11 protein-coding genes are annotated in these 12,816 nt (G+C 68.0%); 7 read left to right on the forward strand and 4 right to left on the reverse strand.

Annotation, left to right across the window (positions count from 1 at the left end; all coding sequences use genetic code 11):
* Nucleotides 1-125 precede the first annotated feature (125 nt).
* Both AC4BEG_RS16920 and AC4BEG_RS16925 read left to right on the forward strand, forming a co-directional pair.
* Entirely contained in the window at nucleotides 126-2,750 is a 2,625-nt protein-coding gene (locus AC4BEG_RS16920; RefSeq protein ID WP_490706696.1) for a transglycosylase domain-containing protein, read from the forward strand.
* A 250-nt stretch (nucleotides 2,751-3,000) separates the two neighbouring features.
* Entirely contained in the window at nucleotides 3,001-4,500 is a 1,500-nt protein-coding gene (locus AC4BEG_RS16925) for a glycosyltransferase family 87 protein (protein ID WP_490706697.1), read from the forward strand.
* 57 nt (nucleotides 4,501-4,557) lie between these two features.
* Here the strand turns inward: AC4BEG_RS16925 and AC4BEG_RS16930 are convergent, their stop codons facing one another.
* The 3 genes from AC4BEG_RS16930 to AC4BEG_RS16940 form a co-directional block, all read right to left on the reverse strand.
* The gene (locus tag AC4BEG_RS16930) at nucleotides 4,558-5,589 is read right to left on the reverse strand and encodes an alanine racemase (protein ID WP_490706698.1); all 1,032 of its coding nucleotides are present in this window, start codon (nucleotides 5,587-5,589) and stop codon (nucleotides 4,558-4,560) included.
* Nucleotides 5,590-5,667: 78 nt separating this feature from the next.
* Nucleotides 5,668-6,786, reverse strand: a complete 1,119-nt coding sequence (locus AC4BEG_RS16935) for a lipid II:glycine glycyltransferase FemX (RefSeq protein ID WP_490706699.1) — start codon at nucleotides 6,784-6,786, stop codon at nucleotides 5,668-5,670.
* Between the two features lie 118 nt (nucleotides 6,787-6,904).
* Nucleotides 6,905-7,222 (reverse strand): hypothetical protein, encoded by a 318-nt coding sequence (locus AC4BEG_RS16940; RefSeq protein WP_490706700.1) that lies wholly within the window; start codon nucleotides 7,220-7,222, stop codon nucleotides 6,905-6,907.
* A 228-nt stretch (nucleotides 7,223-7,450) separates the two neighbouring features.
* On the opposite strand from AC4BEG_RS16940, the gene rpsF reads away from it, so the two are divergent.
* The 4 genes from rpsF (at nucleotide 7,451) to rplI (ending at nucleotide 9,209) form a co-directional block, all read left to right on the forward strand.
* Nucleotides 7,451-7,741: a 30S ribosomal protein S6 gene (rpsF, locus tag AC4BEG_RS16945; RefSeq protein ID WP_030827724.1), complete on the forward strand. Its 291-nt coding sequence runs from the start codon at nucleotides 7,451-7,453 to the stop codon at nucleotides 7,739-7,741.
* Nucleotides 7,742-7,820: 79 nt separating this feature from the next.
* Nucleotides 7,821-8,411 carry a single-stranded DNA-binding protein gene (locus AC4BEG_RS16950; RefSeq protein ID WP_490706701.1) on the forward strand — a complete coding sequence of 197 codons (591 nt, stop codon included), beginning with the start codon at nucleotides 7,821-7,823 and terminating at the stop codon, nucleotides 8,409-8,411.
* A 96-nt stretch (nucleotides 8,412-8,507) separates the two neighbouring features.
* Nucleotides 8,508-8,744: a 30S ribosomal protein S18 gene (rpsR, locus tag AC4BEG_RS16955; RefSeq protein WP_003978893.1), complete on the forward strand. Its 237-nt coding sequence runs from the start codon at nucleotides 8,508-8,510 to the stop codon at nucleotides 8,742-8,744.
* Between the two features lie 18 nt (nucleotides 8,745-8,762).
* Nucleotides 8,763-9,209, forward strand: a complete 447-nt coding sequence (gene rplI, locus AC4BEG_RS16960; RefSeq protein WP_176181834.1) for a 50S ribosomal protein L9 — start codon at nucleotides 8,763-8,765, stop codon at nucleotides 9,207-9,209.
* A gap of 217 nt (nucleotides 9,210-9,426) precedes the next feature.
* On the opposite strand, the gene AC4BEG_RS16965 is transcribed toward rplI, so the two are convergent.
* Nucleotides 9,427-10,779 carry an MATE family efflux transporter gene (locus tag AC4BEG_RS16965; protein ID WP_490706702.1) on the reverse strand — a complete coding sequence of 451 codons (1,353 nt, stop codon included), beginning with the start codon at nucleotides 10,777-10,779 and terminating at the stop codon, nucleotides 9,427-9,429.
* A gap of 459 nt (nucleotides 10,780-11,238) precedes the next feature.
* On the opposite strand from AC4BEG_RS16965, the gene dnaB reads away from it, so the two are divergent.
* Nucleotides 11,239-12,726 (forward strand): replicative DNA helicase, encoded by a 1,488-nt coding sequence (gene dnaB / locus AC4BEG_RS16970; protein WP_490706703.1) that lies wholly within the window; start codon nucleotides 11,239-11,241, stop codon nucleotides 12,724-12,726.
* Nucleotides 12,727-12,816: the final 90 nt, after the last annotated feature.

Genomic DNA, 12,816 nt, shown 5'->3' on the forward strand with positions numbered 1-12,816 from the left:
CCGATGCGTCGTCGTCCCGGATGCAGTGCGTCCGGTTGCCCCGCGTAGCCGGATTGCACATTGGGGGGACCGGAAGCCATCTGCCGCTTTCAGGCGATAGAGCCTGCCCGAGGAGTAGTCGTTCCATGAGCGAGCACCGTCGCAAGCCGCCACAACCCCAGGGCGGTGGACGAGCAGCGGCTCGGCGAGCCGGACAACAGTCGTCCGGCCGTCGCGCAGCACCGACGCATCATTCCGCCAGCGGGTCGGGGTCCGGCCGGCGCGGGGAAGAGCGTCCCGTGGGTAGCCGGGCGGACGCCCGGCGAGCCGCCCAGCGTGGCGGTGGCCGCAGACGAGCGGCCGATCCGGGCGCGGGCCGTGGCAGCGGTCAGCCCCCCAAGAAGCGCTTCATCGACTACCCCCGGGCGGGCAAGTCGGGCTTCCGGCGCTGGGTCCCGTCCTGGAGGCTGGTGACGGGCACCTTCATCTTCTTCTTCGCGGTGCTTCTCGGCGCCGTGGGCATAGGGATTTGGCTGGTGGAGGTGCCCACCGCCCAGGCCGCGTCCAAGACCCAGAAGAACGTGTACTACTGGGCGGACGGCAAGCAGATGGTGGTCTCGGGCGGCGGTGACCTCAACCGCCAGATCGTGCCGCTCAGCCAGATCCCGGAGTCCATGCAGAACGCGGTGATCTCCGCGGAGAACGCCAGCTTCTACCAGGACTCCGGCGTCGACCCGATGGGTATCGCGCGCGCGGTCGTCAACATGGCGCGCGGCGGTGCGACACAGAGTGGTTCGACCATCACCCAGCAGTTCGTCAAGAACACCTATCTGGACCAGTCGCAGACGCTGACGCGTAAGGTCAAGGAGCTGTTCATCTCCATAAAGGTGGGCGCCACCCAGAAGAAGCCCGACATTCTCGCCGGGTACCTCAACACCGCGTACTACGGACGCGGCGCCTACGGCTGCCAGGCCGCGGCCCGCGCGTACTACGACAAGGACTGCGGGAAACTGACGCCCAGTGAGTCGGCCTTCCTCGCCGCGACGCTGAACGGTCCGAACCTCTACGACCCGAACGGCGGCTACGGCCCCAACGCCGACAAGTCCGCCAACCTGAAGCGGGCCAAGGCGCGCTGGGGCTGGATCCTCAGGCGTGAGGCCCAGGTGGGCAAGATGTCCGAGGCCGAGGCCGAGAAGTGGATCGCCAAGGGCTTCCCGAATCCGCGGGATCCGCAGGTCGCGACGAACAAGCAGGGCCAGATCGGCTATCTGACCGAACTGGCCGACAACTACATCGTCGCCAAAACCGGAATCTCCAAAACGGAGCTGGACCGGGGCGGCTATCAGATCCACACCACCTTCGACCGCACGAAGGTCGGCCAGCTCAAGAAGGCCGTCGAGAAGGTGTCCAAGGAGAACCTCGATACGAAGCGCGCCCGCGACAGGTATGTGCAGTTCGGCGGTGCCTCGGTGGAGCCCAAGACGGGCAAGATCATGGCCATCTACGGTGGCAAGAACGCGCTGGAGCACTATCGCAACAACGCCGACTACACCGGTGTTCAGGTGGGGTCGACCTTCAAGCCCTTCGTCCTGGCCGCGGCGATGACCGACGGAAAACGGGATCCGCAGGGCGGAAGAGAGCAGCCCGCCTCCCAGCGCACCCTGGTCTCACCGAGCAGTGTCTACAACGGTGACAACAAGCTCACCCTGCGCGACTACAACGGAGAGATCTGGCGCGACAAGCACAACAAGGAGTGGCACCAGCGAAACGACGGTGACGAGGACAAGGGCCGCATCACCCTGCGCACCGCGATGCAGTTCTCGGTGAACACGCCCTACATCCAGCTGGGCATGGACGTCGGCACCGACAAGGTGCGGGACGCGGCGCTGCGGGCGGGTCTCGCCAAGGAGCAGCTGTCCGAGATCACGCCGAGCTTCTCCCTGGGAACCTCCGCGCCCAGTGCCATCCGGCTCGCCGGGGCGTACGCGACCTTCGCGGCCAGCGGCCAGCAGGCCGAGCCGTACTCGGTCGAGAAGATCAACGACAAGGACGGCGAGGTCTACAACCACAAGGAGAAGGCCAAGCGCACCCGGGCCTTCGATGCGAACGTGGCGAACAACGTCACCGACGTCCTGGAGAACGTCGTCCAGAAGGGCACCGGCACCTCGGCGCAGATCGGCCGCCCGGTGGCGGGCAAGACCGGTACCACCGACGAGAACAAGTCGGCGTGGTTCTCCGGCTACACCCCGCAGCTGTCCACGGCGATCGGCATGTGGCGGGTGAACGACAAGGCCAAGAGCCAGAAGTTCCTCTCCATGCGCGGCGTGGGCGGCCAGGAGTCGATCCACGGAGCGTCGTACCCGGCCGAGATCTGGGCCGACTACATGCGCGAGGCCATGAAGGGCAAGCCGGCCAAGAGCTTCCCGGCGGCCCAGCCGATCGGCGAGAAGGTCTTCGGCAACGATGCGAGCCCGAGCCCGACGCCCACGGAGACGCCGTCCGAGACGCCCTCGGAGACTCCGTCGGAGACGCCCTCGGAGACGCCGTCGGAGACGCCCTCCGAGAGTCAGTCCCCCACCGAGACCTGTGACCCGTTGGACATCAAGTGCAACGACGGCGGGGCCAACGGCAACGGAGGAAACAACGGCGGTCCGGGCGGAGGCCCGGGCGGCGGTCCAGGGGGCGAGTCACCCACGCCGAGTACAACACCACCCGGTGACGCGAACGGCGGCATCTTCGGTGGCCCGACCGGCTACCGCAGGGAGGAATAGCTCCTCCCTCCGCCTCTCACCCGAACCGGCGGCCGCGCCGGAGCGCATTCCGCTCCGGCGCGGCCGCCGCCGTTCCGGGCCCTTCCGCGCCCCATCGGGCTGCTGGCGGCCCTTCTCCCGGCCGATGGGTCGAGGGTCCACGTACGGCCGCCAGGCCCTTCCGCGGGCTTCCCGTGGTCTCCTGGGGCCGCTCAGGACCGCCCGGGCGGTCCTGGCACCACCCTTGTGGGCCGTACGGCAGGATGGCTCCATGAGCGTGCGCGAGGACCCACAGGCCCAGCCCGTACGGCCGACCGCCGAGGACTCGGTCGCCGCGGCGGCCAGCGAGGTGATCGGCGGTCCGGCCGGGCGCCGGGCGCTGCTCGGCACCAGCTGGTGGACGCCGGTGCGGATCATCGCGCTCGTCGCCATCGGGATGTTCGCCCTGGGCATGGTGCAGAAGCTGCCGTGCTACAACGGCGGCTGGTTCTTCGGTGCCACCACCCAGTACACCCATGCCTGCTACTCCGACATCCCGCACCTCTACAGCGGCCGGGGCTTCGCGGACAACCTCGTCCCGTACTTCAACTCCATTCCGCGGAAGATCTCGGGCGGGATGGAATACCTGGAGTACCCGGTGCTCACCGGGCTCTTCATGGAGGTCGCCTCCTGGCTCACCCCGGGCCACGGCACGAGCCAGAGCGCCATGCAGCACCGCGAGCAGATCTACTGGATGGTCAACGCGGGCATGCTGATGGTCTGCGCCGCGGTCATGGCGGTGTGCGTGACCCGTACCCATCGGCGGCGCCCCTGGGACGGGCTGTTCGTCGCCCTGGCCCCCGCCTTCGCGCTGACCGCCACCATCAACTGGGACCTGTTCGCGGTCGCCCTCACGGCCGCGGCCATGCTCATGTGGTCGCGCGGCCGTCCGCTGAAGGCCGGGATCCTGCTCGGGCTGGCGACCGCCGCGAAGTTCTATCCGGTGCTGCTGCTCGGGCCGCTGTTCCTGCTGTGTCTGCGCGCGGGGCGATGGCGGGCCTTCTGGTCGGCGACGGGCGGGGCCGTGGGGGCCTGGCTGCTGGTGAACGTCCCCGTGATGGTCAGCTGGCACGGCGGTGGACCGCAGCTGCGCGAGGGCTGGACGATGTTCTACACCTTCAGCCAGGAGCGGCCCGTGGACTTCGGGTCGCTGTGGCTGATCATCTCGCAGCGCAGCGGCAGTCCTATGGACGACGTCAACACCTATGCCACCGCGCTGATGGTGCTGGCCTGCGCCGGCGTGGCGGCCCTCGCGCTGTGCGCCCCGCGGCGCCCGCGGCTGGCCCAGCTCGCCTTCCTGATCGTCGCGGCGTTCGTGCTCACCAACAAGGTCTACTCACCGCAGTACGTGCTGTGGCTGATCCCGCTGGCGGCCCTGGCGCGGCCGCGCTGGCGGGACTTCCTGGTGTGGCAGGCGTGCGAGGTGATGTATTTCCTCGGGATCTGGATGTACCTCGCGTACACCGGCAGCGGTGATCAGCATCGAGGACTGCCCCCCGAGGGGTACCAGCTGGCGATCGCCCTGCATCTGCTGGGCACGCTCTATCTGTGCGCAATGGTGGTGCGGGACGCGCTGGTGCCCGACCGGGACCCGGTACGCCAGGACGGGTCGGACGATCCGTCGGGAGGCGTGCTGGACCGGGCGCCGGATGTGTTCGTGCTGGGGGAGGCCCGGCGCACCGCGCAGTACGAGGCCGCCGCGATGATCAAGTGGGGCGCCGGACGGGACTGAGCTTCTCGTACGGCCGGGACCGGGCTCCCCGAGGAGCCCGGTCCCGGCGACGAGGGCTCAGCGGTCGAGCAGCCGGTCGAACTGCGTGGTGGTGTGCCGCAGATGGGCCACCAGCTCATCCCCCACCTGCGGCGCCGGGACATCGCCCGGCACGAACAGGATCGACACCTGCATATGCGGCGGTTCGGCGAACCAGCGCTGCTTGCCCGACCAGACGAACGGGGACAGATTGCGGTTGACGGTCGCCAGACCGGCGCGCGCGACACCCTTGGCGCGGGGCATCACCCCGTGCAGCGCCTTGGGTGCCTCCAGACCGACGCCGTGCGAGGTACCGCCCGCGACGACCACCAGATAGCCGTCCGAAGCCGCCTTCTGCTGGCGGTAGCCGAAGCGGTCCCCCTTGGCCACGTGGGTCACATCAAGCACGGAGCCACGGTACTCGGTCGACTCGTGGTCACCCAGCCACAGCCGGGTGCCGATGCGCGCCCGGAAGCGGGTCTGCGGGAACTGCTGCTGGAGCCGTGCCAGTTCATCGGCCTTGAGGTGGCTGACGAACATGGTGTGCAGCGGCAGCCGCGCCGCCCGCAGTCGGTCCATCCAGTGGATGACCTCCTCGACCGCGTCGATGCCGTCGGTGCGGTCGAGCGGGAGGTGTATGGCAAAGCCTTCCAGCCGGACGTTCTCTATCGCGGCGTGGAGCTGCGGCAGGTCCTGCTCGGTGATGCCATGGCGCTTCATGCTGCTCATGACCTCTATGACCACGCGTGCGTTCACGAGGCCGTAGACACCGTCGACCGAGGAGACCGACCGGATCACCCGGTCCGGCAGCGGTACCGGCTCCTCCCCTCGGCGGAACGGGGTGAGCACCAGGAGGTCACCGCTGAAGAAGTCCTTCATCCGGGCGGCCTCGTAGGTGGTCCCGACCGCGAGGATGTCGGCACCGATACGGGCGGCCTCCTCGGCGAGCCGCTCGTGGCCGAAGCCGTAGCCGTTGCCCTTGCAGACCGGGACGATCCCCGGGAACTGCTGAAGCACAGTCTGCTGATGCGCCCGCCAGCGCGCGGTGTCGACGTAGAGGGTGAGCGCCATTGGCCGGTCCCGGAACCTTTCTCGTTGCCGCGGTGTATTGGAGGTATGCAGCGTTTGTGGGGAAGCAGGAAATCGGGGTCAGCGGCGGGACATGTAGATGTCAAGCGCCTTGTGGAGCAGCTTGTTGAGGGGGAAGTCCCACTCGCCGAGGTACTCGGCAGCCTGCCCGCCCGTGCCGACCTTGAACTGGATCAGTCCGAAAAGGTGGTCGGTCTCGTCGAGCGAGTCGCTGATGCCGCGGAGGTCGTAGACGGTCGCGCCGAGCGCGTAGGCGTCGCGGAGCATCCGCCACTGCATCGCGTTCGAGGGCCGGACCTCGCGCTTGTGGTTGGCGGAGGCGCCGTAGGAGTACCAGACATGGCCGCCGACGATGAGCATGGTGGCGGCGGCCACGGCCTCGCCCTCGTGCATCGCGAAGTACAGCCGCATGCGGTTGGGGTCCTCGGAGTTGAGGGTCGTCCACATGCGCTGGAAGTAGCTGAGCGGGCGGGGACGGAAGCGGTCGCGCTCCGCGGTGATCTCGTACAGCCGCTGCCACTCGCCCAAGTGCTCGTAGCTGCCCTGGACGACCTCCACACCGGCCTTCTCGGCCTTCTTGATGTTGCGGCGCCACAGCTGGTTGAAGCTCTTGTGGACATCCTCCAGGGAGCGGTTCTCCAGCGGCACCTGGAAGACATAGCGCGGCTGGACGTCACCGAAGCCGGCACCGCCGTCCTCGCCCTGCTGCCAGCCCATCCGCCGCAGCCGGTCGGAGACCTCGAAGGCGCGTGGCTCGATATGGGTGGCCTCGACATCGCGCAGCCGCTTCACATCCGGGTTCTGAATACCGGACTTGATCGCGGTGGCGTCCCAGCGGCGGATGACCACCGGCGGGCCCATCTTCACGGAGAACGCACCCTGCTGCTTGAGGTGGGCGAGCATCGGGCGCAGCCAGTCCTCGAGGTTGGGCGCGTACCAGTTGATGACCGGGCCCTCGGGAAGATAGGCGAGATATCGCTTGATCTTGGGCAGCTGGCGGTAGAGGACGAGGCCCACGCCGACGAGTTGGCCGGTCGCGTCGAACCAGCCGAGGTTCTCCGAGCGCCATTCCGACTTGACGTCAGCCCATGCCGGGACCTGCATGTGGCTGGCCGAGGGCAGGCTCTGGATATATGCCAGATGCTGCTCTCGGCTGATCGTCCTCAGGGTCAGGCTCATGCGGGGCGCTCCTCGGCAGGTTTGTCCCCATGGTCGGGGCTCCGGCTCTCGCGCCGAAGCCTACTGCGACCGGGACGTGCCCCGTTTGGGCCCGGGGGCAACCCGGGCCCGGCCGGGATCAGCCGAGGAGGCCGCCGAAGAGCCCTCCGTGCGCCATACCGAGGTAGAAGCCCACGGCGGAGGCACCGAGTCCGATGATCAACAGGAAGCGCTCGCCGGTGGTCGCGGAGATCAGCTGGCCCCAGAGACCAGCGATCATCCCGACCAGCCCGGCCCATGAGCTGAGCAGGTGTAGGCCGGTGAAATGAGCCGTCACAAAGGCGATCACGCCGATCGCCAGAGTGGTCACGGCGAGCGTGTTCTCGACGGGGTGCGACTTGCCGTCGGTGTCCAGGAAGGAGAGCAAGCCGTGCCGCGGTCGTGCTGCCTGTGCCATGGGGCACCTCCAGGTAGGCCCATAAGGCAGGGCGGCGAACTGTAACGCCGCTCACATCCGATGTGTACAGATTGCGGTGTGAGTCGCCCGGATTTCAAGCGGGAGGCAGTAGGCGGGTAGTGTGTACCGTCTGCGGTGGTGTCTGCACAGGCACTGTCGCGGAACGCATTACGACCCTCCTGCCACGGAACGACCGTGGCCGCTGAGTCCAGAGGAGGTGGGTTCCACATGCGTCACTACGAGGTGATGGTCATCCTCGACCCCGATCTCGAGGAGCGCGCTGTCTCCCCGCTGATCGAGAACTTCCTTTCCGTGGTCCGTGAGGGCAACGGCAAGGTCGAGAAGGTCGACACCTGGGGCCGTCGTCGTCTCTCGTACGAGATCAAGAAGAAGCCCGAGGGCATCTACTCGGTCATCGACCTCCAGGCCGAGCCTGCGGTCGTCAAGGAGCTCGACCGCCAGCTGAACCTGAACGAGTCGGTCCTCCGGACCAAGGTCCTCCGTCCCGAGACCCACTGAGCGCTGAGGCGTTCATCGGTCTCCGGGCCGTATCGCAACGAGTAGCAAGCAGCCCAGCAGTACGCCGAGAGGTACCCCAATGGCAGGCGAGACCGTCATCACGGTCGTCGGCAATCTCGTCGACGATCCCGAGCTGCGTTTCACCCCCTCCGGTGCGGCGGTCGCGAAGTTCCGCGTCGCGTCCACTCCCCGTACGTTCGACCGGCAGACCAACGAGTGGAAGGACGGCGAGAGCCTCTTCCTCACGTGCTCGGTGTGGCGTCAGGCCGCGGAAAACGTGGCCGAGTCGCTTCAGCGCGGTATGCGCGTGATCGTGCAGGGCCGTCTGAAGCAGCGGTCGTACGAGGACCGCGAGGGGATCAAGCGCACGGTCTACGAGCTGGATGTCGATGAGGTCGGCGCCAGCCTGCGCAACGCCACAGCCAAGGTCACCAAGACCACCGGACGCGGTGGACAGGGTGGCTACGGCGGCGGTGGCGGCCAGGGCGGCGGCGGTGGCTGGGGCGGTGGCCCCGGCGGCGGCCAGCAGCAGGGCGGCGGCGCTCCGGCCGACGACCCCTGGGCGACCGGCGCACCCGCCGGTGGCGGCCAGGGCGGCGGCGGTGGCTGGGGCGGCGGCTCCAGCGGCTCCGGCAACTCCGGCGGCTACTCGGACGAGCCGCCCTTCTAGGCCCGTGGGCGTTGTTTCACGCGGTTTCACGTGAAACAACGCGTGGCCTGGTCCGGGCGACCAGCACAAACTTCTTGATCACACTGGAGAGAGACAATGGCGAAGCCGCCTGCTCGCAAGCCTAAGAAGAAGGTTTGCGTGTTCTGCAAGGAGAAGATCTCCTACGTCGACTACAAGGACACGAACCTGCTGCGGAAGTTCATTTCCGACCGCGGCAAGATCCGTGCCCGCCGGGTCACCGGCAACTGCACCCAGCACCAGCGTGACGTCGCCACGGCCGTGAAGAACAGCCGTGAGATGGCGCTGCTGCCCTACACCTCCACCGCGCGATAAGGGAAGGGTGACCGATTCATGAAGATCATCCTCACCCACGAGGTCTCCGGCCTCGGTGCCGCCGGTGACGTCGTGGACGTCAAGGACGGTTACGCCCGTAACTACCTGGTTCCGCGCGGTCTCGCGATCCGCTGGACCAAGGGTGGCGAGAAGGACGTCGAGCAGATCCGCCGCGGTCGTCGCATCCGCGAGATCGCCACGATTGAGCAGGCCAACGAGGTCAAGGCTCAGCTCGAGGGCGTCAAGGTGCAGCTGAAGACCCGTGCGGGCGACGCCGGCCGTCTGTTCGGCTCCGTCACCCCGGCCGACATCGCCTCGGCGATCAAGGACGCGGGTGGCCCGGACGTGGACAAGCGCCGTATCGAGGTGCCGTCGCCGATCAAGACCCTGGGCGCTCACCAGGTGTCCGTGCGTCTGCACGCCGAGGTTGCCGCCAAGGTTGGCGTCGAGGTCGTCGCCGCGTGACCCTGGCGCTCCACTGAGCGTAAGAGAGGGCCGCATCCCCGTGGGGGGGTGCGGCCCTCCGCTGTGGGGAGCGCTTTGGGTTCCGTGCTGTGCGGGGTGTGTACCTTCCGCCGGCGGCATCGGGTTGATGCGTGGTTGTCGTCCGGTGGTCCAGGTCCGCCGCCGCGGCGAGGTCAAGGTCCTCCGCCGTCTCGCGGGCGCGGGCCCGGCCATCCGATCAGGCGCGGACGGCGCCGGTGACGATCCAGCGGCCGGAGCGGGCTCGCAGCCACAGGGTGACCATACGGACCGCCATCATCAGGGTCATGGTCCACCACAGGGCGGTGAGTCCTCCGCCGAGCGCGGGGACCAGCAGCGCCGCCGGGGCGAAGACCGCCAGCGTGATCAGCATCGCCCAGGCGAGATACGGACCGTCGCCCGCGCCCATCAGCACGCCGTCGAGCACCATCACCACACCCGAGATCGGCTGGGTGACGGCCGCGACCAGCAGGGCGGGCAGCAGGGTGTCCCGTACCACGGGATCGGTCGTGAACAGCGGGATGAACAGCGGCCGGGACGCGATCACCAGCACTCCGAGAAGCACCCCGCAGATCACACCCCACTGCACCATGCGACGGCAGGCGGCGCGGGCCCCCTCGGCGTCGCCCGCCCCCAGATAGCGCCCGATGATGGCCTGGCCCGCGATGGCGATGGCGTCCAACGCGAAGGCCAGCAGGGTCCACAGGCTGAGCACGACTTGATGCGCGGCGATATCGGCATCGCCGAGACGCGCCGCCACCGCCGTGGCGATGAGCATCACCGCCCGCAGCGAGAGGGTTCGGATCAGCAGCGGCGTTCCGGCATGGGCGCAGGCTCTGATCCCGGCGGCGTCGGGCCGCAGTGAGGTGTCGTGCCTCCGGGCTCCCTGGACGACCACAACGAGATAGACGGCGGCCATGGCGTTCTGAGCGATCACCGTGCCCCAGGCGGAGCCCGCGATACCGAGCCCGGCCGCATAGACCAGGGTGGCGTTCAGCGCGGCGTTGGCCGCGAAGCCTCCGACGGCCACGTACAGCGGGGTGCGGGTGTTCTGGAGGCCGCGAAGCACCCCGGTGGCGGCGAGCACCACGAGCATCGCCGGTATGCCGAGGGCGCTGATACGCAGATAGGTGGTGGCGTACGGGGCTGCCGTGTCGGAGGCGCCGAAGAGTTCGGCCAGCGCGGGGGCGGCCGGAAATGTGAGGGCGACAACTACCGCGCCCAGCAGCAGGGCCAGCCAGATGCCGTCCATGCCCTGGCGGATGGCTCCGGCCAGATCGCCCGCGCCGACGCGGCGGGCCACGGCCCCGGTGGTGGCATAAGCGAGGAAGACAAAGACGTTGACAGCGGTGGACAGCAGGGCGGCGGCCACCCCGAACCCGGCGAGCTGGGCGGTGCCCAGATGACCGACCACGGCGCTGTCGACCATGAGGAAGAGGGGCTCCGCCACGAGTGCCCCGAAGGCGGGTACGGCGAGTGCGAGGATCTCGCGGTCATGGCGCCGGACGCTGCTCCGAGTAGTGCTCCGGGTACTCGTGGGGGCCTGTGTCATGAGGGCAATGTAATCTTCCACAGGTAAGAGATGCAAGGTGTTTGCAGTCCTTACATGACGGCGCTCGCAGCGCTCTCCTCTGCGCCCTTTGTCGTGATCTTGCGCCGGGTGCGAAAGTTTTTCTTCTGCACAGCCCCTGGATAGAGAAACCGCAGGTCAGGCGGGTGACTTCAGGGTGATTGTGTGTTTGTCCACAGCGCTGTCCCCCGACCCGTGCACAGGTTCACGGGAGTTCTCCACAGGATGACTCACATCATCCACATGGCCTGTGGATAACCAAGTTGGCTGGCGGTCCCCACGGGCCTACCGTGGTCCGGCGCCCGCCACCGTTTCCGTCCCTCGAATCCACCGGAACTCGACGCGTCGTGACCGGAAGCCGGCCGCTCAGTTATGTCGTAGCCGTGCTCTATGAAAGAGGACACGGCGAGGTTCCTACCGCGGACGGGAGGAGGTGGCGGGGTGAGCGTGCCCGAGCCCATGGACGACCCGTGGGCGGACTCCGGTCCGGCCGAGCGATTCCCCTCCCCCCGGTTCGGGCGCGGTGAGGGCGGCGGCCGGGGCCGTGGCGACCAGCATGAGCGCGGGCGCGACGGAGACGGGGGAAGCGCCTGGGAGGGCGCCGGTTTCGAGCGCGTTCCGCCGCAGGACCTCGACGCCGAGCAGTCCGTGCTCGGCGGCATGCTGCTCTCCAAGGACGCCATCGCCGATGTGGTGGAGGTCCTGAAGGGCCATGACTTCTACCGCCCCGCCCACGAGACCGTCTACCAGGCCATCCTGGACCTGTACGCGAAGGGCGAACCGGCCGACCCGATCACGGTCGCCGCGGAGCTGACCAAGCGCGGTGAGATCGCCCGGGTGGGCGGCGCCTCGTATCTCCACACCCTCGTCCAGTCGGTCCCCACCGCCGCCAACGCCGAGTACTACGCGGAAATCGTCCATGAGCGCGCGGTACTGCGCCGTCTGGTCGAGGCCGGTACCCGCATCACCCAGATGGGATACGCGGCGGACGGCGATGTCGATGAGATCGTCAACAACGCCCAGGCGGAGATCTACGCCGTCACCGAGCAGCGCACCAGCGAGGACTATCTGCCGCTCGGCGACATCATGGAAGGCGCGCTCGACGAGATCGAGGCGATCGGTTCGCGCAGCGGTCAGATGTCCGGAGTGCCCACCGGGTTCACCGACCTCGACTCGCTGACCAACGGTCTGCACCCGGGCCAGATGATCGTCATCGCCGCGCGTCCCGCCATGGGTAAGTCCACCCTGGCGCTGGACTTCGCGCGCGCCTGCTCCATCAAGAACAACATGCCCAGCGTCATCTTCTCGCTGGAGATGGGGCGCAACGAGATCGCGATGCGTCTGCTGTCCGCCGAGGCCCGGGTGGCGCTGCACCATATGCGCTCCGGCAGCATGACCGACGAGGACTGGACGCGGCTGGCCCGCCGGATGCCGGATGTCTCCCAGGCCCCGCTCTACATCGACGACTCACCGAACCTGTCGATGATGGAGATCCGCGCCAAGTGCCGTCGGCTGAAGCAGCGCAATGACCTCCAGCTGGTGGTCATCGACTATCTCCAGCTGATGCAGTCCGGCGGCGCCCGGCGCCCCGAGAGCCGTCAGCAAGAGGTCTCGGACATGTCGCGAAACCTGAAGCTGCTGGCCAAGGAGCTGGAAGTGCCGGTCATCGCGCTCTCCCAGCTGAACCGTGGCCCCGAGCAGCGCACCGACAAGAAGCCGATGGTCTCGGACCTCCGGGAAAGTGGATCCATCGAGCAGGACGCCGACATGGTCATCCTGCTCCACCGCGAGGACGCCTACGAGAAGGAGTCCCCGCGCGCGGGCGAGGCGGACCTGATCGTGGCCAAGCACCGTAACGGTCCGACGGCCACGATCACGGTCGCCTTCCAGGGCCACTACTCGCGCTTCGTCGACATGGCCCAGACCTGACGCCATCGTTGTAGGTTCTCAAATCTCGTGTCATTTTCTCAGTTGCAATGTCATCTGGGTGGCCGATCTGACACGGGATTGAGAATCGCT

Source organism: Streptomyces sp. JLBJ103, assembly GCF_058215575.1.